19 protein-coding genes and 1 riboswitch are annotated in these 22,110 nt (G+C 71.8%); of the genes, 11 read left to right on the top strand and 8 right to left on the bottom strand.

Annotated features, from left to right (window positions below; translation table 11 throughout):
- Positions 1–129: 129 nt before the first annotated feature.
- From ACIPAE_RS19955 to gcvT, 4 genes are all read right to left on the bottom strand, one after another.
- Positions 130–1,515, bottom strand: coding sequence for an L-serine ammonia-lyase (locus ACIPAE_RS19955; protein WP_329364367.1), 1,386 nt, complete (start codon positions 1,513–1,515; stop codon positions 130–132).
- A 200-nt stretch (positions 1,516–1,715) separates the two neighbouring features.
- On the bottom strand, positions 1,716–2,990 hold the full coding sequence (gene glyA / locus ACIPAE_RS19950) for a serine hydroxymethyltransferase (RefSeq protein ID WP_366411915.1): 1,275 nt from the start codon (positions 2,988–2,990) through the stop codon (positions 1,716–1,718).
- Positions 2,991–3,001: 11 nt separating this feature from the next.
- Positions 3,002–3,382 (bottom strand): glycine cleavage system protein GcvH, encoded by a 381-nt coding sequence (gene gcvH / locus ACIPAE_RS19945; RefSeq protein WP_329364363.1) that lies wholly within the window; start codon positions 3,380–3,382, stop codon positions 3,002–3,004.
- A 163-nt stretch (positions 3,383–3,545) separates the two neighbouring features.
- The gene (gcvT, locus tag ACIPAE_RS19940) at positions 3,546–4,661 is read right to left on the bottom strand and encodes a glycine cleavage system aminomethyltransferase GcvT (RefSeq protein WP_328469806.1); all 1,116 of its coding nucleotides are present in this window, start codon (positions 4,659–4,661) and stop codon (positions 3,546–3,548) included.
- A 190-nt stretch (positions 4,662–4,851) separates the two neighbouring features.
- A riboswitch (glycine riboswitch) is annotated at positions 4,852–4,970 on the bottom strand.
- 133 nt (positions 4,971–5,103) lie between these two features.
- Here gcvT and ACIPAE_RS19935 point away from each other — a divergent pair.
- Positions 5,104–5,874 (top strand): enhanced serine sensitivity protein SseB, encoded by a 771-nt coding sequence (locus tag ACIPAE_RS19935; protein ID WP_366411914.1) that lies wholly within the window; start codon positions 5,104–5,106, stop codon positions 5,872–5,874.
- A 297-nt stretch (positions 5,875–6,171) separates the two neighbouring features.
- A complete protein-coding gene (locus ACIPAE_RS19930) occupies positions 6,172–6,900 on the top strand; it encodes an enhanced serine sensitivity protein SseB C-terminal domain-containing protein (RefSeq protein WP_329364359.1) in 729 nt (242 codons plus the stop codon).
- 88 nt (positions 6,901–6,988) lie between these two features.
- On the opposite strand, the gene ACIPAE_RS19925 is transcribed toward ACIPAE_RS19930, so the two are convergent.
- Positions 6,989–8,518: a DUF885 family protein gene (locus ACIPAE_RS19925; protein ID WP_366411913.1), complete on the bottom strand. Its 1,530-nt coding sequence runs from the start codon at positions 8,516–8,518 to the stop codon at positions 6,989–6,991.
- A 324-nt stretch (positions 8,519–8,842) separates the two neighbouring features.
- On the opposite strand from ACIPAE_RS19925, the gene ACIPAE_RS19920 reads away from it, so the two are divergent.
- The 9 genes from ACIPAE_RS19920 to ACIPAE_RS19880 all read left to right on the top strand — a co-directional run bounded on the left by ACIPAE_RS19920 (position 8,843) and on the right by ACIPAE_RS19880 (position 18,618).
- Positions 8,843–9,841: an ABC transporter permease gene (locus ACIPAE_RS19920; protein WP_328469812.1), complete on the top strand. Its 999-nt coding sequence runs from the start codon at positions 8,843–8,845 to the stop codon at positions 9,839–9,841.
- A gap of 103 nt (positions 9,842–9,944) precedes the next feature.
- The gene (locus ACIPAE_RS19915) at positions 9,945–11,687 is read left to right on the top strand and encodes an ABC transporter substrate-binding protein (protein ID WP_329364354.1); all 1,743 of its coding nucleotides are present in this window, start codon (positions 9,945–9,947) and stop codon (positions 11,685–11,687) included.
- 97 nt (positions 11,688–11,784) lie between these two features.
- Complete coding sequence (locus ACIPAE_RS19910; RefSeq protein WP_328469816.1) at positions 11,785–12,798, top strand: ABC transporter permease; 1,014 nt, start codon at positions 11,785–11,787, stop codon at positions 12,796–12,798.
- Complete coding sequence (locus ACIPAE_RS19905; protein WP_329364352.1) at positions 12,795–13,865, top strand: ABC transporter ATP-binding protein; 1,071 nt, start codon at positions 12,795–12,797, stop codon at positions 13,863–13,865. Before ACIPAE_RS19910 ends, ACIPAE_RS19905 begins: the two co-directional genes overlap by 4 nt.
- Complete coding sequence (locus ACIPAE_RS19900; protein WP_402446744.1) at positions 13,862–15,127, top strand: ABC transporter ATP-binding protein; 1,266 nt, start codon at positions 13,862–13,864, stop codon at positions 15,125–15,127. The genes ACIPAE_RS19905 and ACIPAE_RS19900 overlap by 4 nt, the downstream gene beginning before the upstream one ends.
- 48 nt (positions 15,128–15,175) lie before the next feature.
- Positions 15,176–15,973 (top strand): amino acid ABC transporter ATP-binding protein, encoded by a 798-nt coding sequence (locus ACIPAE_RS19895; RefSeq protein WP_366411911.1) that lies wholly within the window; start codon positions 15,176–15,178, stop codon positions 15,971–15,973.
- A 42-nt stretch (positions 15,974–16,015) separates the two neighbouring features.
- Positions 16,016–17,077, top strand: coding sequence for a glutamate ABC transporter substrate-binding protein (locus ACIPAE_RS19890; protein ID WP_402446741.1), 1,062 nt, complete (start codon positions 16,016–16,018; stop codon positions 17,075–17,077).
- A gap of 9 nt (positions 17,078–17,086) precedes the next feature.
- Complete coding sequence (locus ACIPAE_RS19885; protein ID WP_328469824.1) at positions 17,087–17,731, top strand: amino acid ABC transporter permease; 645 nt, start codon at positions 17,087–17,089, stop codon at positions 17,729–17,731.
- On the top strand, positions 17,728–18,618 hold the full coding sequence (locus ACIPAE_RS19880; RefSeq protein WP_402446738.1) for an amino acid ABC transporter permease: 891 nt from the start codon (positions 17,728–17,730) through the stop codon (positions 18,616–18,618). Before ACIPAE_RS19885 ends, ACIPAE_RS19880 begins: the two co-directional genes overlap by 4 nt.
- A gap of 28 nt (positions 18,619–18,646) precedes the next feature.
- Here ACIPAE_RS19880 and ACIPAE_RS19875 read toward each other — a convergent pair whose 3' ends face one another.
- The 3 genes from ACIPAE_RS19875 to ACIPAE_RS19865 form a co-directional block, all read right to left on the bottom strand.
- The gene (locus ACIPAE_RS19875) at positions 18,647–19,819 is read right to left on the bottom strand and encodes a cysteine desulfurase family protein (RefSeq protein WP_402446735.1); all 1,173 of its coding nucleotides are present in this window, start codon (positions 19,817–19,819) and stop codon (positions 18,647–18,649) included.
- Between the two features lie 273 nt (positions 19,820–20,092).
- A complete protein-coding gene (locus ACIPAE_RS19870; RefSeq protein WP_329364343.1) occupies positions 20,093–20,953 on the bottom strand; it encodes a thioesterase family protein in 861 nt (286 codons plus the stop codon).
- A 210-nt stretch (positions 20,954–21,163) separates the two neighbouring features.
- Complete coding sequence (locus ACIPAE_RS19865; RefSeq protein WP_402446732.1) at positions 21,164–22,063, bottom strand: SDR family NAD(P)-dependent oxidoreductase; 900 nt, start codon at positions 22,061–22,063, stop codon at positions 21,164–21,166.
- Positions 22,064–22,110 lie beyond the last annotated feature (47 nt).

Below are 22,110 nucleotides of genomic sequence, written 5' to 3'. Positions count from 1 at the left end.
CAGGGGAACGGTACGGCCGGGCGGGCCCCTCGGGGTGGCCGCACACTTCCGAGGGACTTTCCGACGTACAGGCCCGGAAGGCTCCGACAGCGCGGAAGGACGGGAAACCCCAGGTCAGGGTCTTCCGCGTCAGCACTCGATGACGTTGACGGCGAGGCCGCCGCGGGCGGTCTCCTTGTATTTGACCTTCATGTCCGCGCCGGTCTGCTTCATGGTCTTGATGACCTTGTCGAGGGAGACGTGGTGGCGGCCGTCGCCGCGCATGGCCATGCGGGCGGCGGTGACGGCCTTGACCGCGGCCATGCCGTTGCGCTCGATGCAGGGGATCTGGACGAGGCCGCCGACGGGGTCGCAGGTGAGGCCGAGGTTGTGCTCCATGCCGATCTCGGCGGCGTTCTCGACCTGTTCCGGGGTGAGCCCCAGGATCTCCGCGAGGCCGCCCGCGGCCATGGAGCAGGCCGAGCCGACCTCGCCCTGGCAGCCGACCTCGGCGCCGGAGATGGAGGCGTTCTCCTTGAAGAGCATGCCGATCGCGCCCGCGGCCAGCAGGAACCGGACCACCGCGTCGTCCCGGTCGGCGGCGGAGGTGGTGGGCGAGCAGACGAAGGCGAGGTAGTAGTGCAGGACGGCCGGGATGATCCCGGCGGCGCCGTTGGTGGGGGCGGTGACCACCCGGCCGCCCGCCGCGTTCTCCTCGTTGACGGCCATCGCGTAGAGGGTGATCCACTCCATCGCGCGGGCGGACGGATCACCCTCGGCCCGCAGCTGGCGGGCGGACTGCGCCGCGCGGCGGCGCACCTTCAGGCCGCCGGGCAGGATGCCCTCACGGGACATGCCCCGCTCCACGCAGTCCCGCATCACCTGCCAGATCTCCAGCAGCCCGGCCCGGATCTCGGCCTCGCTGCGCCAGGCCTTCTCGTTCTCCATCATCAGCGCGGAGATCGACAGCCCGGTCTCCCGGGACAGCCGCAGCAGTTCGTCGCCGGTGCGGAAGGGGTGGCGCAGCACCGTGTCGTCCAGCTTGATCCGGTCCTCGCCGACCGCGTCCTCGTCGACCACGAAGCCGCCGCCCACCGAGTAGTACGTCTTCGCCAGCAGCACCTCGCCGGCGTCGTCGTACGCCGACAGCGTCATCCCGTTGGCGTGGTACGGCAGCGAGCGGCGCCGGTGCAGCACCAGGTCGGTGTCGGCGTCGAAGGCGATCTCGTGGGTGCCCAGCAGGTCCAGCCGGTGCTCGGCGCGGATACGGGCGACCTCGTCGTCGGCCGTCTCCACGTCGACGGTGCGCGGCGCGTGTCCTGACAGGCCGAGCAGGACGGCCTTCGGGGTGCCGTGGCCGTGGCCGGTCGCCCCGAGCGAGCCGAACAGCTCGGCCCGCACGGAGGCGGTATGGGTGAGCAGCGCCTCGTTCTTGAGGCGGTGCACGAAGATGTTCGCCGCCCGCATCGGGCCGACGGTGTGCGAGCTGGACGGGCCTATTCCGATGGAGAACAGGTCGAAGACGGAGATTGCCACGGTGTTCTTAGCTCCTGGGGTTCGCGGACGCCGTTGTCCGCAGGGTGCTGCGGCCGCGCTCGGCGGGGGCGCGCTGCCGGGCCGGATACGGTGTCCCGCCGGCCGGCCGGTGGCCGGTTCGTGCCCGCCTCCCCCTTGAGCTTCGCACGGGGGAGTACCCGCGACCACGGGGCGCGGGCGGACACGAACCGGCGACCCGGCTACAGGCCCGGGTACAGCGGGTGCTTCTCCGCCAGCGCGGTGACCCTCTGCCGCAAGGGCCCGCTCTCCGACGGCGGGAAGGCCGGCGACGCGGTGAGCGTCGCCGCGATGATGTCGGCGACCTCGCGGAAGTCGTCGGCGGTGAAGCCCCGCGTCGCCAGCGCGGGCGTGCCGATCCGCAGACCCGAGGTGACCATCGGGGGCCGCGGGTCGTTCGGGATCGCGTTGCGGTTGACGGTGATGCCGACCGCGTGCAGCCGGTCCTCGGCCTGCTGGCCGTCGAGCGCGGAGTTGCGCAGGTCGACCAGGACCAGGTGGACGTCGGTGCCGCCGGAGAGTACGGAGACGCCGAGTTCCGCCACGTCGGGCCGGGTCAGCCGGTCGGCGAGGATCTTCGCGCCCTCCAGCGTACGGGACTGGCGGTCCTTGAACTCGTCCGTCGCCGCGGCCTTGAACGCGACCGCCTTCGCGGCGATCACATGCTCCAGCGGGCCGCCCTGCTGTCCCGGGAAGACCGCGGAGTTGATCTTCTTGGCGAGTTCGGCCTTGGCCAGGATCACCCCGCCGCGCGGGCCGCCGAGCGTCTTGTGGGTCGTGGTGGTGACCACGTCGGCGTACGGCACGGGGGAGGGGTGCAGCCCGGCCGCGACCAGCCCGGCGAAGTGCGCCATGTCGACCATCAGGTACGCGCCGACCTCGTCGGCGATCCGGCGGAACTCCGCGAAGTCCAGCTGCCGCGGGTACGCCGACCAGCCCGCCACGATGAGCTGCGGGTGGTGCTCCTTCGCCAGCCGCTCCACCTCGGCCATGTCGACCAGGTTGGTCTCCGCGTCCACGTGGTACGCGGCGACCTTGTAGAGCTTGCCGGAGAAGTTGATCTTCATGCCGTGGGTCAGGTGCCCGCCGTGCGCCAGGTCCAGGCCGAGGATGGTGTCACCCGGCTTGAGTAGGGCGAACATCGCGGCGGCGTTCGCCTGGGCGCCCGAGTGCGGCTGCACGTTGGCCGCCTCGGCGCCGAACAGCGCCTTGACCCGGTCGATGGCGAGCTGCTCGATGACGTCGACGTGCTCGCAGCCGCCGTAGTAGCGGCGGCCGGGGTAGCCCTCCGCGTACTTGTTGGTGAGCACCGAGCCCTGCGCCTCCAGCACCGCGACCGGCGCGAAGTTCTCGGACGCGATCATCTCCAGCGTGGACTGCTGGCGGTGCAGCTCGGCGTCGACCGCGGCCGCCACATCCGGGTCGAACTCGTGCAGGGACTGGTTCAGCAGCGACATCGCGGGTCCCCTCAGTTCTCGATGAAGGCGTCGTACTCGGCGGCGGACAGCAGGTCGGACGGCTCCTCGGCGACCTTCACCTTGAACAGCCAGCCGCCCTCGAAGGGCGCGGTGTTCACCAGCGAAGGGTCGTCGACGACGTCCTGGTTCACCTCGGTGACCTCGCCGCCGACCGGCGAGTACAGGTCGCTGACCGACTTGGTGGACTCCAGCTCGCCGCAGGTCTCACCCGCGGTCACCGTCGCGCCCACCTCGGGGAGCTGGACGAAGACCACGTCGCCGAGCGCGTCGGCGGCGTGCGAGGTGATGCCCACCGTGGCCGCGCCGTCGGCGGGGGCGGAGAGCCACTCGTGCTCCTTGCTGTAACGAAGCTGCTCAGGGTTGATGCTCATGGCTGAATTCTCCCGGATCGGCAGGGGTGCTCGCGGGTGCGGCACGGCAAACGGAAAGCTGAGGGAAAGGGGGGCGAGGGGGAAGAACGGGGAAACGGCGAGGTGCGGCGCGGGCCGCGGAACCGGCGCCGGGTGCGGCGCCGGGGGAGCGAGCCCGGTCCGCTCAGCGCTCGCGCCGGTAGAACGGCAGCGCCACGACGTCGTACGGCTCCCGCGAGCCGCGGATGTCCACCGCCACCCCCGGCGTGCCGGGCGCCGCGTGCGCCGCGTCCACGTACGCGATCGCGATCGGCTTGCCGAGGGTCGGCGACGGGGCGCCCGAGGTGACCTCGCCGATCACCGCGCCCGAGGCGTCGGTGACCGGGTAGCCGGCCCGCGGCACCCGGCGGCCCTGCGCGACCAGCCCGACGAGCTTGCGCGGCGGCAGGTCCTTGGCCCGCTCGGCGGCGGCGCCCAGCGCGGCGCGCCCGACGAAGTCCCCGGGCTTGTCGAACTTGACCACCCGGCCGAGCCCGGCGTCGAACGGCGTGACCGAGGCGGTCAGCTCGTGCCCGTACAGCGGCATGCCCGCCTCCAGGCGGAGCGTGTCGCGGCAGGACAGCCCGCACGGCACCAGGCCGGCCGACTCGCCGGCGTCGGTCAGCGCCCGCCACAGCCGCTCGGCGTCGGCCGGCGCGACGAACAGCTCGAAGCCGTCCTCCCCGGTGTAGCCGGTGCGGGCGATCAGCGCGTCCACCCCGGCGACGGTGCCGGGCAGCCCGGCGTAGTACTTCAGCCCGTCCAGGTCGGCGTCGGTCACCGCCTTCATGATCGCCGGGGCCTGCGGGCCCTGGACGGCCAGCAGCGCGTACGCGTCGCGGTCGTCGCGGACCTGCGCGTCGTACTCCGCCGCGCGCAGCGCCACCGCGTCGAGCACGGTCTGCGCGTTGGACGCGTTAGCGACGATCATGAACTCCTGCTCGCCGAGCCGGTACACGATCAGGTCGTCGAGGATGCCGCCGTCGGGCGCGCAGATCATCGTGTAGCGGGCCCGGCCCACCGCCAGCGCGGACAGGTGGCCGACCAGGGCGTGGTCCAGCGCCTCGCCCGCCTGCGGGCCGGTCACGGTGATCTCGCCCATGTGCGACAGGTCGAAGAGACCGGCCCTGGTGCGGACCGCCTGGTGCTCCTCGCGCTCGCTGGCGTACCGCAGCGGCATGTCCCAGCCGGCGAAGTCGGTCATGGTCGCGCCGAGGGCGCGGTGCAGGGCGTCGAGCGCGGTGTGACGGGGTTCGCTCATCGGTGACAGGCTCCCAGGCTCGGTCTCGGTGAAGAGGAAGGAGAGATGACGGATGGACACTCCCCATCTGTCATCGGAACCTGAGAGGTTCACCGTGAACCCCGCTCGCGCGGGCCGCGGTTTGCACCTTGGGTGGGCGGGACCGCACACCCGAGGGTGCGCCGACGGCTCCGCCGCTTTTCAGATCTGCCTCGCCCGCGCGGTATCTGTGCCTGAGAGATTCAAGGGAGGACTTGCTCCTTCGGCGCCCGTCCCGGCGCCCGCGAGCTGGTCGCGTGCACAGGTCCGGGGCTCTCCCGCGCGGCCTCGAACGGCCGGTATGCAAGTTGTGGCCTTCATCATTGCATGCCCAGGGTCCCCGGCCCCCGGCAGCGGTTAGGGTTTCCCGGGCATGACGCTGCACAACGCTACAGACGCGGTACACGGGCGGACAAGGGTGGACATGGAGAATCCGGCACCGTACATATGGCCGGCCAACGAGCTGGAAGAGGTGCTGGGGGCCAGCCTCGGCAATCCGTCGGCCACCCCCCGGCTGCTGGAGGTGCTCGGCCGCTCCCAGGTGTGGGTGCCGCTGCCGAACGGCGGCTCGCCGGACGCGGCCGGCCTCGACCTGCCGACCGTCGTGCTCGGCGGCGCGCCCTACGTACCGGTCTTCAGCTCCGAGCAGCAGTTCCGGCAGGCCGCGGACGGCATGTCCTGCACGGTCGCGCCGGTGCACGAGTTCGCCCGCGGGCTGCCGCCGCTGGTCGGCATCGCCGTCAACCCCGGCGGGGCGGTCGGCGTGCCGCTGCCGCCGGCCGCGGTGGCCCAGCTGTGCCGGCCGGTGCCGGGCGAGCGCGCGCCGCAGTTCTCCGGGGTACGCGGCGGGGACGCGCCCCCCGGTGCCCGGGTGCGGCTGTGGGAGCCGGGCCACGACGAGGAACCGGTGGACTTCCTGGCCGCCGCGGCCGGCGAGTTCGCGGTCACCCCGGTGCTGCTCTCCGGCCGGCGGGCGCTGGCCGCCGTGGAGGAGGAGCCGCCCGCCCTGTTCATCGGTGTGGAACTCGACCGCTGGCAGGAGGACGACCGGGCCGCCGCGATGAACGCGCTCGGCCGGGCGATGGGCGTGGCCCCGCCACCGTGGCCGGTGCACCTGATCCTGCTGGACGTGGCGCAGGACCCGGTGGGCGACTGGCTGCTGGAGACGGTGCGGCCGTTCTTCGCCCGCGACTGAGTCCGTGACCGCGTCCGTGACCGCGTCTGCGGGCGGGTTCGCGGGCGAGTTCGCGGACGGGCCGCGAACCGGCTGCGGCCCGGCGGTGATCGGGCGGTGATCGGGCCGCGGACCGGCGCTGATCTCGGCCGCGGTCGCGTGGCGAGCGGGTCCGGCCGCCTCGCGCCCGTTCAACGGTCGTATACCTGGTCTATAGCCGGTTCCGCTTGAGTCGGTCGCCATACCGCTGGGCACACTCGACCTGGTTTGATGTCGTGCGAAGAGCAGAACGAAACGAGGGGAAAGGGGCGGTCCCACGTGATCGCGGGCGCGCAAGGCGGTGCGGCGCAGGCCGGCCATGTGGAGCAGATGCTGCTCCAGGTGGCTCCCGGCCGGTTCGACGCATACGAGAACCTGCTCGCGTCACTCGCCGAGGGCCAGGTGTGGATGCTGCTGTGGCACGGCAGTTCCGGGGCGTCCGACGCGCAGTACGGCACCATGGAGGTCGGCGGGTACGGCTACGCGCCGTGCTTCACCTCGCCGCGTGAGCTGGCCGCCAGCGGCTGGAACCGCGACCACGAGGTGGTCTCCGGGCGGGACATCGCGCAGACCCTCTACCCGGACCGCTCCGGGCTGTGGCTCAACCCGCACGCGGCCGGCGGCGGGATCGGCATCCCCTGGGCGGACCTGCGCAGGATCGCGGTCGGGCTCGACCTGCTGCCCGCCGGCCCGCTCCAGATCGGGGAACCGTCCCTGCAGATGCCGCAGTTCTACGCGCTTCTCGCGCAGGCCGCGCACCGCACCTCCGCGGTGCGGGCGCTGCGGCAGGCATGGGTGCAGCCCGTACTCGGCGAGCCCTACCTCGCGATCGGCGTCGAACTCCACGAAGGTGCCGCGCAGGCGGTGGAGTCCGTCCGCCTCATGATGCAGCAGGCGGTCGCCGGCGTACCCGACGGCGTCGCCGTCTCCACGGTGGCCATGGCCGACCCCTACGACCCGGTCGCCCTGTGGATGCGCACCTTCGGCCGCCCCTTCTTCGACAGGTAGGGCGCCCCTGCCCCCCTGGCGGCGGCCGCGCCTACAGGGGCGCGGGGAAATGCGCGACACGCCGCAGCGGACCGTAAGGTCCGGGACATCACGTGGTGGGGCCGGGCGGGCGGACCACCGCGTCCAGCAACCCCAAAGGCGGGCTGCCCAGGTGCATGAGGGCACCGTGGAAACGGGGCAGGGAGAAATCCGCGCCCCACTCCCGCTCCGCGCGCCGGCGCACCCGGAGGATCTCCAACTTGCCCCAGGTGTACCGCCCGTAGCCCGCGTCGAAAGTGCCGCGCCGCGCCTCCGCCGAGGCCGCCGCAGGCGAAAGGTGGGCGTCGCGCACGAAGTACCTCGCGGCCTCGTCCAGCGACAGCGCCCCCGTATGCAAACCGATCGCGCAGGTGAGCCGGGTGACCCGGACCAGCGCTTCGAGGGCCACGCCGATCGCGAAGCGCGGGTCGCGTGCGCGGAACCCCTCGTCGAGGCAGACCTCCTCGACGTAGTGGGCCCAGCCCTCGGAGAACGAGAGGCTGTGCAGGAGGCGGCGGACCGGGGACGGCGCCCGGCGCAGCGCGCGGCCGTGCGCGAAGTGCCCGGGGGCCACCTCGTGGAGGGTGATGGACGGCAGGCTGGTGCGGCTGAAGACCGTCAGCCACTCCTCGCGCTCGTCGGCGGGCCAGTCCGCGTCGGGCGGCGTGACGTGGTACCAGGAGGGCGCGTCGGGCTCGGCCGGCGCCGACCACGTCATCATGGCCATCGCCCAGCGCCGGGACGCGGGCGCCGGGCCGACCAGGCACTCGCCGTCCACGTAGGGCGCGAGCCCCCGCTCGCGGGTGAACTCGATGGCCTCCTCGGTGAGTCGGGCCGCCTCGGCGATGACGCCGTCGGCGCCCGGGTGGTCGGCGAGCAGCCCGGGCAGCAGTTCGTCCACGTCGCTGCGCGGGTCCAGGACGCGGCAGGAGTCGGTGAGCAGTTCGGTGAGCCGGGCGCGCTCCCGGTCGGCCCGCCCGGCCAGTTCGGTGAGGTCCACCCGCAGACCCTCCTGGGCGCCCATCAGCGCGGCGAGCGCCCGTCCGCCGAGCCGGGGGTCGGGGTCGCCGTGTTCGGCGATGTGCTGGATGTGGGCGACCAGCCGCTCGTGCGCGCGCAGCGCGGCCCGTTCGACCTCGCCGGCGTCCGGGTCCAGGTCGGCGGCCAGGCCGAGCACCGAACCGAGCAGCGCCTCGGCGACCGGGGCCCGTACCTGGTCGAGCGAGGACAGCGCGGCGTCCACGGCCTCCGGCCACCGCGCGAGGTGCTCCCGGCGGGCCCGGGCGCGGTCCCCGCGCGGGGCGTACTCCCGGTCGTAGCAGGCCAGTTCGAGGTTGGACAGGTGCGGGTAGGGGTCGCGCCGGTGCAGTTCGAGCTCGCCGAACTGCACGCGCAGGGCCTCCTCGAAGACCGCAAGGTGGGCTTCGTCGTGCGGGTCCCGGAGCGGGCCGCCGCGCCGGGCGCGGGCCAGGGCCGCCAGCCCGTCGCGGACTCCCTGGGGGGACAGGTCCTGCACCCGGCCGTCGTATTCGTGCAGGCCCGACATCTCCCGGGCCTGGGGCATCATCAGGTCGCAGACCGCGCGCAGCCGTTCGTCCATCAACCGACCGTACCCCGAGGTACGCGTCGGTAACGATGAAAGAACCACCCACATCACAGTTGCGCATCCCTTCGCGGCCAGGTCTGGCGGGTGATCGCCAACCAGAAGAAGAATCCAGCGGCAAGACACCTTGGTGTTGACATGTCCCAACCGCAACGCGCGTAGTGGATACGCACGTCGCACGCATGATCACGTCGAGCGGCCACTGTGGGTGACCTCAGTGCCATCTGCAACTACCGCATCAAGTGCACCAACTGACGAGGAAGCCGCTACAGCGGCGGGCGCGCGCCGGTTACCCACCGGCGAGAGGGGTCGGCAAACGCCATGACCGCACCTATCGAGACCACCTCCGGACAGGCCGAAGCGCATCCGGAGGCCGTACTCAGCGGGGCCGGGCGAGGCATGATCGAGGGGCGCTCGCTCGGGCAGATCGCCTGGGGCCGGCTCAGACGGGACAAGGTCGCGATGGCCGGCGGCGTGGTGGTGCTGCTGCTGGTGCTGCTGGCGATCCTCGCCAAGCCGATCGAGATGGTCTTCAACCTCGATCCGAACGCCTTCCACCAGAACCTGGTCGACCCCGAACTGCTGTCGCCCAAGGGCGGCTGGGGCGGCATGAGCTGGTCCCACCCGCTGGGCGTGGACCCGAAGTTCGGCCGCGACATCCTGGCCCGGATCATCGAGGGCTCCTGGATCTCCATGCTGGTGGCCACCGGTGCCACCGTGCTGTCCAACGTGATCGGCACCGTGCTCGGCGTCATCGCCGGCTACTACGGCGGCTGGGTGGACAGCCTGATCAGCCGGCTGATGGACGTCTTCCTCGCCTTCCCGCTGCTGCTGTTCGCGATCTCCATCTCCGCCTCGCTGCAGGACGGCGCCTTCGGGCTGAGCGGGCTTCCGTTGCGGATCTGCGTGCTGATCTTCGTGATCGGCTTCTTCAACTGGCCCTACATGGGCCGGATCGTCCGTGGCCAGACGCTGAGCCTGCGCGAGCGCGAGTTCGTCGACGCCGCCCGCGGCATGGGCGCGCGCGGGCCGTTCATCCTCTTCCGCGAGCTGCTGCCGAACCTCGTGGCGCCGATCCTCGTCTACTCCACGCTGCTGATCCCCACCAACATCCTGTTCGAGGCCGCCCTGAGCTTCCTCGGGGTCGGTATCGCGCCTCCGCAGGCCTCCTGGGGCGGCATGTTGACCAGCGCGGTCGACGTCTACCAGTCGGACCCGCAGTACATGTTCGTGCCCGGCCTCGCGATCTTCATCACGGTGCTGGCCTTCAACCTCTTCGGCGACGGGCTGCGGGACGCCCTCGATCCGCGCAGCAAGTGATTCCGCAGGGATGACCCACCGACCCCGGGTGGCACCTCGTGTGCCGTGCGGCACCCATGGCCGACCCGGCGACTCAAATAGGAAGTGAGGGGCGTAACCCGGTATGAACACCAGAAAGGTGACCTCCGCTCTCGCGCTCTGCTTGGCGATGGCACTCGGCGTGTCCGCCTGCGGCGGCTCGGGCGGCTCCAGCGGCTCGGGCAAGAAGGACCAGGCGCTGACCTCGATCGTCAACGCGTCGAGCAAGAAGGGCGGGACGGTCACCGCCGACCACTCCACCGGCCCTGACTCCCTCGACCCGGGCAACACCTACTACGGCTGGGTGCAGGACTTCTCCCGGCTCTACGCCCGTACGCTGCTGACCTTCAAGCCGGCGGCCGGCAAGGCGGGTCTCACGGTGGTCCCGGACCTGGCGACCGGACTCGGCACCTCCAGCCCCGACGCGAAGACCTGGACGTACCACCTGCGCACGGGTGTGAAGTTCCAGGACGGCACCCCGGTGACCTCCAAGGACGTCAAGTACGCGATCGAGCGCAGCAACTTCGCGCCCGACGTGATGTCCAACGGCCCGGTGTACTTCAAGAGCTACCTGGCCGACGACGGCAAGTACCAGGGCCCGTACAAGGACAAGAGCCCGAACGGGCTGTCGTCCATAGAGACGCCCGACAACCAGACGATCGTCTTCCACCTGTCGCAGCCGTTCGCCGACTTCGACTACCTGGCGACGTTCTCGCAGACCGCTCCGGTCGAGCAGTCCAAGGACACCGGCGCCACGTACGTGCAGCACATCCAGTCGACCGGCCCGTACAAGTTCTCCTCCTACTCCGAGGGCAAGGGCGCCACGCTGGTGCGCAACCCGGAGTGGAGCAAGGCCACCGACCCGATCCGCACCGCGCTGCCCGACAAGTACGTGCTGAAGTTCAACGTCAACCAGAAGACGATCGACAACGACCTGCTCTCCGACAACCTCACCGTCGACCTCCAGGGCACCGGTGTCGAGGCGGAGACGCAGTCGAAGATCCTGGGCAACAAGAACCGGCTGGCGCACACCGACGACTCCATCGCCGGCGCCACCTCGTACATGGCGCTCAACCTGCACGTGAAGCCGTTCGACAACATCAACTGCCGCAAGGCCGTGCAGTACGCGGTGAACAAGACCTCCGTGGTCAACGCCGAGGGCGGCGCGGTCAAGGGCGACGTGGCCAGCACCCTGCTGCCCCCGTCGGTGAACGGCTACACCAAGTTCGACGACTATCCGACCGCGGGCAACAACGGTGACGTGGCCAAGGCCAAGGCGGCGCTGGCGGCGTGCGGCAAGCCCGGCGGCTTCACCACCACGCTCACCGCGCGCAGCGACCGGCAGCCCGAGATCGACGGCGCCACCGCCATCCAGGCGGCGCTGAAGAAGGTCGGCATCACCGTCAACATCAAGACCTTCCCGTCGGACAAGTACTTCTCCAACTACGCGGGCGTCCCGGACTACGTGCACTCGCACGGCGTCGGCATGATGATGATGGCGTGGGGCGCCGACTGGCCGACCGGCTACGGGTTCCTGGACCAGATCGTCGACGGCAGCGCGATCAAGCCGTCCGGTGGCAACAACCTGATGGAGCTGAACGACCCGAAGATCAACCAGGCGCTGTCCTCGGCGATCTCCAACACCGACACCGCCGCGCGGACCAAGGCGTGGGGCGACATCGACAAGATGGTGATGGCGAACGCCTCGGTGGTGCCGCTGATCTACCGCAAGAACCTGCTCTACCGCCCGGACTCCGCCACCAATGTGACGGTCACTCAGGCGTACCTGGGCATGTACGACTTCCTGCTGATGGGTTCCTCGAAGTAGCCGCAAGGCTCCTACGCACCGAAAGGCAGGTGAAGGCTCCGGCGTCCGCCCGGTCCGGCCCCCGATCCGGGCCGGGCGGACGCCAGCCGGAACGGCCGTGACCGCTTACCTCATCCGTCGCGTGTTCGCCGCGATCGTGCTCCTTCTGGTGGTCAGCATGATCACCTTCGCGATCTTCTTCCTCGTCCCCCGCATCGGTGGCCAGACCACCACCCAGCTCGCCACGCAGTACGTGGGCAAGGACGCCAACCCGGCGGCCGTCGCGGCGATCAAGAAGAACCTCGGCTTCGACCTGCCGCTCTACGAGCAGTACTGGCACTTCCTCAAGGCGCTGGTCGCCGGCGCCGACTACCACTACGGTCCCGACCCGGTGCACTGCAACGCGCCCTGTTTCGGCTACTCCTTCAAGAGCCATGTCGAGGTCTGGCCGCAGCTGAAGTCCCGTATCCCGGTGACGTTCTCGCTGGCGATCGGGGCCGCGGTGATCTGGGTCGTCACCGGCGTGGCGGTGGGCGTGGTCTCCGCGCTGAAGCGGGGCACCATCATCGACCGGCTGTCGATGGGCGTGGCCCTGATGGGCGTGTCGCTGCCGATCTTCTTCACCGGCATCCTCGCGCTGAGCGTGTTCACCGTGCAGTGGCCGCTGTGGAGCAACGGCATGAACTACGTGTCGTTCACGCACAATCCCGCCGACTGGGCGTGGAACCTGCTGGTGCCCTGGTGCAGCCTCGCCTTCCTGTACTCCGCGCTGTACGCCCGGCTCACCCGGGCGGGCATGCTGGAGACCATGGGCGAGGACTACATCCGCACCGCGCGCGCCAAGGGCCTGCGGGAACGGGACGTCGTGGTCCGGCACGCGCTGCGCTCCACGCTCACCCCGATCGTGACCATCTTCGGCATGGACTTCGGGCTGCTGGTCGGCGGCGCGGTCATCACCGAGCAGGTCTTCTCGCTGCCGGGCATGGGCGCCTACGCCATCCAGGGTGTGACCGCCAACGACCTGCCCATCGTGATGGCCGTGACCTTGGTGGTCGCCTTCTTCGTCGTGGTCTGCAACCTGCTGGTGGACCTCGCCTACGCCGTCCTCGACCCCCGCGTGAGGTACTCGTGAGTTCCGCCGACAGGCTGCTGAAAACGCCCGCAGAACCGGCCGCCGCCCAGGACGCCTACCTGTCCGTGCGCGACCTGCGCATCCACTTCGACACCGACGACGGCGTGGTGAAGTCGGTCGACGGCCTCAGCTTCGACCTGCCGCGCGGCCGTACCCTCGGCATCGTCGGCGAGTCCGGGTCGGGCAAGTCCGTCACGTCGCTGGGGATCATGGGCCTGCACCGCACCGCGCGGGCCAGGATCTCCGGTGAGGTCTGGCTCGACGGCGAGGAACTGGTCGGCGCCCCGCCGGACGCGGTACGCCGGCTGCGCGGCCGCAAGATGGCGATGATCTTCCAGGACCCGCTGTCGGCGATGCACCCGTACTACTCGATCGGCAACCAGATCGTCGAGGCGTACCGGGTGCACCACCAGGTGCCCAAGAAGATCGCGGCCCAGCGGGCCATGGAGATGCTGGACCGGGTCGGCATCCCCGAGCCGCGCAAGCGGTTCCGGGACTACCCGCACCAGTTCTCCGGCGGCATGCGCCAGCGCGCCATGATCGCGATGGCGCTGGTGAACAACCCCGAACTGCTCATCGCCGACGAGCCGACCACCGCGCTCGACGTCACCGTGCAGGCGCAGATCCTCGACCTGATCCGCGACCTGCAGCAGGAGTTCGGCTCCGCGGTCATCATGATCACCCACGACCTCGGGGTGGTCGCCGAGGTCGCCGACGACCTGCTGGTGATGTACGCCGGCCGGGTGGTCGAGCGCGGCACTGCGGAGAAGCTCTTCGGCGAGCCCCAGCACCCCTACACCTGGGGCCTGCTGGGCTCGATGCCGCGGATGGACCGGGAGCGCACCGACCGGCTCAACCCGGTCAAGGGCTCGCCGCCCAGCCTGATCAACGTGCCGACCGGCTGCGCCTTCCACCCGCGCTGCCCGTACGCCGCGTTGACCGGCGGCGCCTCCGAGACCGAAGTGCCCGAGCTGCGCGAGGTGGCCGAGGGCCATCTGTCCGCCTGCCACCTCGCCGACGAGGAGCGGGCCAGGATCTGGACCGAAGAGATCGAGCCGAAGCTGTGAAGAGCCAGGACGCAGAAGCCGGGAAGGGCCGGGACGAGACCGTGGCGGAGAAGACCTCGCTGGACAAGGGCGGTCCGGCCGCCGGCGCCGAGCCGCAGCCGCGTACCCCCGCGCCGCGCAAGCCGCCGGGGGAACCGCTGCTGAAGGTCACCGGGCTGACCAAGCACTTCCCGATCACCAAGGGCCTGCTGCGCCGCCAGGTCGGCGCGGTCCAGGCGGTCGACGGCATCGACTTCCAGGTCAACGCCGGCGAGACGCTGGGCGTGGTCGGCGAGTCCGGCTGCGGCAAGTCCACCATGGGCCGGCTGATCACCCGGCTGCTGGAACCGACCGGCGGCACGGTCGAGTTCGACGGCCGCGACATCACGCACCTGAGCACCGGCGCGATGCGCCCGCTGCGCCGCGACGTGCAGATGATCTTCCAGGACCCGTACTCGTCGCTGAACCCGCGGCACACCATCGGCACCATCGTCGGCACGCCGTTCCGGCTGCAGAAGGTCGCCACCGAGCACGGGGTGAAGAAGGAGGTCCAGGGACTGCTGGAGCTGGTGGGCCTGAGCCCCGAGCACTACAACCGCTACCCGCACGAGTTCTCCGGCGGGCAGCGGCAGCGGATCGGGATCGCCCGGGCGCTGGCGCTGCGCCCGAAGCTGGTGGTCGCCGACGAGCCGGTCTCCGCGCTGGACGTGTCCATCCAGGCGCAGGTGGTCAACCTGCTGGACGACCTGCAGTCCGAACTGGGCCTGACCTACGTGATCATCGCGCACGACCTGTCGGTGATCCGGCACGTCTCGGACCGGATCGCGGTGATGTACCTCGGCAAGGTCGTGGAGCTGGCCGACCGCGAGACGCTCTACCGCACGCCGTTCCACCCGTACACCACCGCGCTGCTGTCGGCGGTGCCGGTGCCGGACCCGAAGCGGCGCAACCGGCCGACGGTGAAGCCGGCGGTGGCCGCGGACAGCGCCGAGGGCACCGAGGACGCGGCGACAAGCGGCACCGAGGACGCGGCGGCCGAGGGGAGCACGGCGGGTACGAGGGCCGCGCCGGTCAGCAGCAACGGCCGCATCCTGCTCACCGGCGACGTGCCGTCGCCGATCTCGCCGCCGTCCGGCTGCCGCTTCCACACCCGCTGCTGGAAGGCGACCGACGTGTGCCGCGACGAGCAGCCGCCGCTGGTGGATCTGGCCCCGGGCCACCAAGTCGCCTGCCACCACCCGGAGAACGCGGCCGACCAGCGTCCGGAGCCCGCGACCCGATGAGTATGCCGCTCTTACCCGCCGGCCGCGTCGCGCCCTATCGTCGTTGACATGGTCGAAGACGCGGACAGGTCATCAGGTGGTACGCCCGAGCACGGATTCGGCCGTACCGGAAAAGTGCTGCTGAGCATCGAGTCGGTCAGCAAGCGGTTCGGCGACCTCGTCGCCCTGCGCGATGTCGATCTCGACGTGCACGAGGGCGAGGTCGTGGTCGTGCTCGGCGCGTCCGGGTCCGGCAAGTCGACGCTGTGCCGGTGCGTCAACCGGCTGGAGACGATCGACTCCGGCCGGATCGTCTTCGACGGCCGCGAACTGCCGCAGGAGGGCGCCGCGTTGGCCGCGCTGCGGGCCGATGTCGGGATGGTCTTCCAGTCGTTCAACCTGTTCGCGCACAAGACCGTGCTGGAGAACGTGGTGCTCGGCCCGACCCGGGTGCGCAAGGTGCCGAGGGACGAGGCGGTCGAGGAGGCCCGGGCGCTGCTGGACCGGGTCGGCGTGCGGGACAAGGAGTCCCGGCACCCCGCGGAGCTCTCCGGCGGCCAGCAGCAGCGCGTCGCGATCGCCCGCGCGCTCGCCATGCACCCCAAGCTGATGCTCTTCGACGAGCCGACCTCGGCGCTGGACCCGGAGATGATCCGGGAGGTGCTCGACGTGATGGTCGGCCTCGCCCGCGACGGCATGACGATGGTCGCCGTCACCCACGAGATGGGATTCGCCCGCCGGGCCGCGGACCGGGTGGTGTTCATGGACGACGGCCAGATCGTCGAGACCGGCGAACCCGACGCGTTCTTCACCGAGCCGCGCACCGAGCGGGCCCGCGACTTCCTGTCCACGATCCTCCGGCACTGACCCGTCCGTCGCCGGCCAGCCCACCCGTACCGAAGGAGATCCATGATTCCCCAGAAGAACGGCAACCGGTCGGCCCGCGGACGCGAGCGTGGCGTCGGCGGTGGCGGTGGTGGCGCCGTCGGTGTCGGCGGCCCAGGGCGCGGCAGGGGGCGCGGCGGAAGGCGCGGGGTGGCCGCCGCCGGCGCGGCGCTGGCCCTGGCCGGCGCGCTCACCGCGTGCGGCGGTGGCGGCTCCTCGTCGCTGCCGTCCTCGCCCGGCGGCAAGTCCGGCGCCGGCAAGCCGTCGGCGTACACCCAGGCGCAGGTGGTCGCCGCCGCCCCGGTCGCGCCGGCCTCCGCGATCACCGCCGGCTCCTGGATGGCCAAGGTCAAGAAGCGCGGCACCCTGCTGGTCGGCGGCACCGACTCCTCCGCGATGTTCTCCCAACGCAACCCCGTCAGCGGCCAGTTGGAGGGCTTCGACGCGGGCCTGTCGCAGATGCTGGCGAAGTACATCACCGGCAAGCCCGCCACGAAGCTCTCGCTGGTCACCGTCGACACCCGCGAGACGATGCTGCAGAACGGCACCGTGGACACCGTGTTCGCCACCTACACCATCACCCCGCAGCGCGCCCAGAAGGTCGCCTTCGCCGGGCCGTACTACGAGTCGGGCGACGCGATCCTGGTCAAGGCGAGCAACAGCACGATCACCAAGCCGGCCGACCTCAACGGCAAGACGGTCGCCACCGAGGGCAACTCCACCGCCGCGCTTGACCTGAAGAAGTTCGCCCCCAAGGCCAAGACGCTGCTCTTCCAGGAGGACGGCGAGTGCGTCGCCGCGGTCAAGCAGGGCCGCGCCGACGCCTACGTGCTGGACCAGGGCATCCTGCTCGGCGACGTGGTCAGCGACCCCCAACTCAAGGTCGTCGGGCAGCCGTTCACCCAGGAGCCGTACGGCATCGGGCTGCCGAAGGCCGACCCGGAGGCGAAGGCGTTCGTCAACGCGTGGCTCAAGACCATCTACGCGGACGGCGAGTGGGCCAAGCTGTGGAAGGCCACCGTCGGCACCAAGATCGCCGGTTCGCCGCCAGCGCCGCCCACCATCGGCTCCGCCGACGGTTCCTGACGAGCCGTCATGCATGAGGTCCTCCACCACCTCGGCTACCTCGCCGGCGGGCTCGGCACCACCCTGGAGCTGTCCCTGCTCGGCTTCGCCGGCGCCGTCGTCCTCGGCACGCTGCTGACGGTGATGCGGGTCAGCCCGATCCTCCCGCTGCGGGTGCTCGGCACCCTCTACGTCGAGGTGTTCCGCAACGTGCCGCTGCTGGCGTTCCTGGTGCTGTTCGTCTTCGGCCTGCCCGACGCCGGCATCACCTACTCACTGTTCACCTCCGAGGCGATCTGCCTGGCGCTGTACTTCGCCGGGTACGTCTGCGAGGCGGTGCGGGCCGGGATCAACGCGGTCCCGGTCGGGCAGGCCGAGGCGGCCCGCGCGATCGGTATGACCTTCGGCCAGTCGCTGGCCCTGGTGATCCTCCCGCAGGCGTTCCGCACCATGGTCCAGCCGCTCGCCAACGTGTTCATCGGCGTGGTGCTCTCCTCGTCGCTGGGCGCGGCGGTCGGCGTCAGCGAACTCATCGGCCGCACCCAGTGGTTGGACCTGCAGTACGACGAGCCGGTGCCCACGTTCCTGCTCGCCACGGTCGGCTACGTGCTGATCACCCTCGCGGTCGGGCTGCTCGCCGGGCGGCTCCAGAAGCGGATGGCGGTGCGCAGATGACCGGACCGAACCGCGTGCTCTTCGACGCGCCCGGCCCGCGGGCCCGGCGCCGGATACGCCTCGCCACCGCGCTGTCCGTACTGGTCATCGCGGGCCTGATCGCCCTGGGCGTGCACCAGCTCGCGCGGCACGGCCAGCTCGACCACGCCCGATGGCAGCCGTTCGGGCAGTGGCCCTACCAGCGGTTCCTGCTCCAGGGCCTGGTGCGGACCCTCAAGGCCGCCGGGATGGCCGCGCTGATCGTGCTGCCGGCCGGCGCGCTGCTCGCGCTCGGCCGGCTCTCGCCGCACCGGGTGCTGCGGCTGGCGGCCGGCGGCTTCGTCGAGCTCTTCCGCTCGGTGCCGCTGCTGCTGGTGCTGTACGTCTTCCTGATGGGCATCCCGCGGGCCGGCTACACCTTCCCGGTCTTCTGGGAGCTGGTCATCCCGGTGGTGCTGTGCACGTCCGCGCTGCTCGCCGAGATCTTCCGGGCCGGCGTACTCGCCCTGGACCGCGGCCAGTCCGAGGCCGGCTACGCCCTCGGGATGCGGCGCCGCCAGGTGATGTGGCTGGTGGTGCTGCCGCAGGCGGTCCGGCTCGTGGTGCCCACGCTGGTCTCCCAACTGGTCAGCCTGCTCAAGGACACCACCCTCGGCTACATCGTCAGCTACCCCGAACTCCTCAACCAGGGAAAGGTGCTGGGCTCCTACACGCACGACTTCCTGCAGAGCTACCTCAGCGTCACCGCGATCTACATCGTGGTCAACGCCGTGCTCTCCCAGCTCGCGGAGGCGCTGGAGCGCCGCGGCAAGCGCCGCCCGAAGGCGGGCGCCGCCGGGACCGGACCGGGACTGCCCGGGCCGCGGACGCCCGAGGGCGTCGGCGTGGAGGCGCTGCGCACGACGTAGCGGGCGGGTGCGCGGACCGGTGTGCGGGTCAGGCGCGGCCGGCGGCGCGGGCGCGTTCCACCGCGCCGCCGATCGCGCCGGTGAGCGCGGCCACCTCGTCGGCGGTGGAGGTGTGCCCGAGGGAGAAGCGCAGCGTGCCGCGGGCGTCGGCCGCCGAACGGCCCATGGCCAGCAGCACATGGCTCGGCTGGGCCACGCCCGCGGTGCACGCGGAACCGGTGGAGCAGGCGATGCCCTGGGCGTCGAGGAGGAGCAGCAGCGCGTCGCCCTCGCAGCCGGGGAAGGTGAAGTGGGCGTTGCCGGCGAGCCGTCCGTCGGGGGAGGGGTCGCCGTTGAGCACCGCGTCGGGTACGGCCGCGCGGACGCCGCGCACCAACTCGTCGCGCAGCGCCCCGACATGGCCGACGAACTGCGCGCGCCGCTCGGCCGCCAGCGTGCCCGCCGCGGCGAACGCGGCGATCGCGGGCACGTCGAGGGTGCCGGACCGGCTGCGCTCCTGCCCGCCGCCGTGCAGCAGCGGTACGGGCGTGTCCTCGCGCCGCAGCAGCAGCGCGCCGACGCCGTACGGGCCGCCCACCTTGTGCCCGGTGACGGTCATCGCGTCCAGGCCGCTGGCGGCGAAGTCGAGGTCGATCTGGCCGAACGCCTGCACCGCGTCGGAGTGCATCGGCACCCCGAACTCGCGGGCGACCTCGGCGAGTTCGGGCACCGGCAGGATGGTGCCGACCTCGTTGTTCGCCCACATCGCGGTGACCAGCGCCACATCGTCGGGACCGGCGCCCCGCTCCAACGCGGCCCGCAGCGCCTCCGGGCGCACCCGGCCGTGTCCGTCGACCGCCAGCCACTCCACGACGGCGCCCTCGTGGTCGGCGAGCCAGTACACCGCGTCGAGCACCGCGTGGTGCTCCACCGGGCTCGCCAGCACCCGCACCCGCCGCGCGTCCTCCGCCCGGCGGGACCAGAACAGGCCCTTCACGGCGAGGTTGTCCGATTCCGTGCCCCCGGCGGTGAACACCACCTCGCTCGGCCGCGCCCCGAGCGCCGCGGCCAGCGCTTCCCGGGACTCCTCGACGGTACGGCGGGCCTGGCGGCCGGCTGCGTGCAGTGCGGACGCGTTCCCGGTCACCGTCAGGTGCGCGGTCATCGCCCGGACCGCCTCCGGGAGCATCGGCGTCGTGGCGGCGTGATCGAGGTAGGCCATGGTCCCCCGATTCTAAGGGTGTCCCCGACCCACCCGGCGGCCCCGTCCTGTCGTCCCGGGGGCCACCTCCCGGTGGGGGCTTGCCGCGCCGTTCCCCGCGCCCCTGGACGCGCCCGGGTTCCTCCGGGGCAAGCACGTGGGAAGCCGCACTTGCTCGGGGGCGGGGCGCGTGGGGGCACCTCCGAGGCGGAGCTCTGGGGGAGAGCGGCGCGACGAGCCACCCGCCGACCGCAAGGTCCCGTGCATCACCGAGGGGGCAGCCGGGCGGGTCCGTTAGCCCCGGGGGGCCCGCGCGAGTTGGCGGGACTGGGCGACGAGGCGGTCCGCGCTGTCCCAGACCTCCGCGTCCTCCTCCAGCAGTCCCCCCGCGAGGTTGCGCGTGGTGAGAGAGATCCGCACCGGCCCGGGCGCGGGCCGGCACCGTACGTGCACGGTGAGCTCCAGCGTCGGCGTCCACCCCTTGAGCCCGAGGTCGAACGCGGTCGGCGGGAGCGCGTCGACCGCGAGCAGCAGCGACAGCGGATCGTGGTCGCGCCCGTCCGCCAGCCCGAGCCACCCGCGGATGTCGCCGACCCCGGAGGGCGCCCCGACCGCCCACCCGGCGGTCGCCGGGTCGAGCCGTACGTCCAGCCGGTCCATGATCGCGGTGGACCCGACGAACGGGGCGTTCTCCGGGGCGCTCTCACTGCCCACGCACGCGTCGTACCCGGGCATCTCCGGCGGCCGCGCCGAGGTCCGCACCTCGTCCGTCAGCGCGTCGAGGTCGCCGTAGGCGGTCAGCACCCGCAGCCGCTCCACCTCGTCGCCGTGCTCGTCGTACTGGAGGACCGACGCCTGCCCGGTGGACATGGTCCGCCCGGCCCGCGCCGTCTGCGTCCGGACCACCGCGGGGCCGGGCTGCGCCGAGGTCAGGTAGTGCGCGGTGATCGTCAGCGGGTCCGGGTGGGGCAGTTCCTCGCGCAGCGCGCGGGCGGCCACCGCGAGCAGGTACCCGCCGTTGATCGCCGAGACGATCGTCCACCCCTCGGACAGCTCCGCGTCGTAGGTCCCGGGCTCGCCCGCCCGGGCCCGGACCGAGGTGTCCCGGTCGAACTCGCTGTCGCCGATGGCCGCGGGGGCCGTGCTCTGTGCCATACCGCATGTTACCCAGCGGTATGGCCGGCCCGTCCAGTCCTCCCGGGCAAAAACTGAGCGAGCGCTTAGGGCTCGGGGGTGTGGGGGAGCGGGCTCGCTACGCCGTCTCCTGTGGTGCCGTCGGTCGACGGTCCCCCCGGCATCGCCTCCCTCCTCCGCCTTGGACGCGAAGCCGGAAGCCACGTGACGCCGCTCCCAGATCGCTCCCGGCTACTCCCCGGGACGCCGGCGGCCGGCCCCGGCGCCGGCGCTGCCGCCGTCCACGCGGGTGAGCCGTTCGGTGATCTCGGCGAGCCGGGCGCGTGCTGCCGGGTCGTACGCCTCGTCGTGCGCCCGCGCGTCGGTGAACCGGTCGAAGTAGCGGCCGGTGACGCCGGCCAGGGCCGGGTCGGTGATCAGCCGGGCCGTCGGCGCGACCCCTTCCGCGGTGCCGACCACCGGCGTGAGGCCGTACGCGCGCACGCCCGGGGTGTCCATGAGGTGGGCCGGATGCACGGCGTTCACCGTGACCCCGCGGTCGGCCAGCTCCTCGGCCAGGTCGAAGGTGGACATGATCATCGCGAGTTTGCTCCGGCAGTACGCGTCGAGCCCCTCGTAGCCGCGCTCCAGCATGACGTCGTCGAAGTCGACGGGTGTCTGGCCGATCGAGGCGACGTTGACGACGCGCGCGGGCGCCGAGGCGGTGAGCAGCGGCAGCAGCGCGCGGATCAGCGCGTAGGGCGCCAGGTGGTTCACGGCGAACCGCAGTTCGTGGCCCTGGCGGCTCACGTCGCGCCGGGCCGGCTCGCTGCCGCCCCCGGCCGCGGCGTTGTTGACCAGCACGTCGAGGCGGGGTTCCGCGTCGATGACGCGGGCGGCCATCTCCCGCACCTGGTCGAGGTCCGCCAGGTCGGCGAGGTAGCCGCGCACGGCCGCGCCCGGAGCGGCGGCGCGGACGGCGTCGACCGCCTCCTGGAGCCGCCCGGGGTCGCGGCCGTGCAGCAGGAGGGTCGCGCCGTCGCCGGCGAGATGGCGGGCGAGGTCCCGGCCCATGCCCTGGGTGGCACCGGTGACGAGGACCACCTTGCCGTGCAGGGGGCGCGGGTCCGTGTGTGCGACTGGGATATTCATGTCCTGAGATATATCAAGGCATTGATACATCTTCAAGCCTTGTCATC

This window comes from Streptomyces sp. NPDC087270 (assembly GCF_044744625.1).
Lineage (GTDB): Bacteria > Actinomycetota > Actinomycetes > Streptomycetales > Streptomycetaceae > Actinacidiphila.
This window is presented reverse-complemented; position numbering and strand designations above follow the sequence as displayed.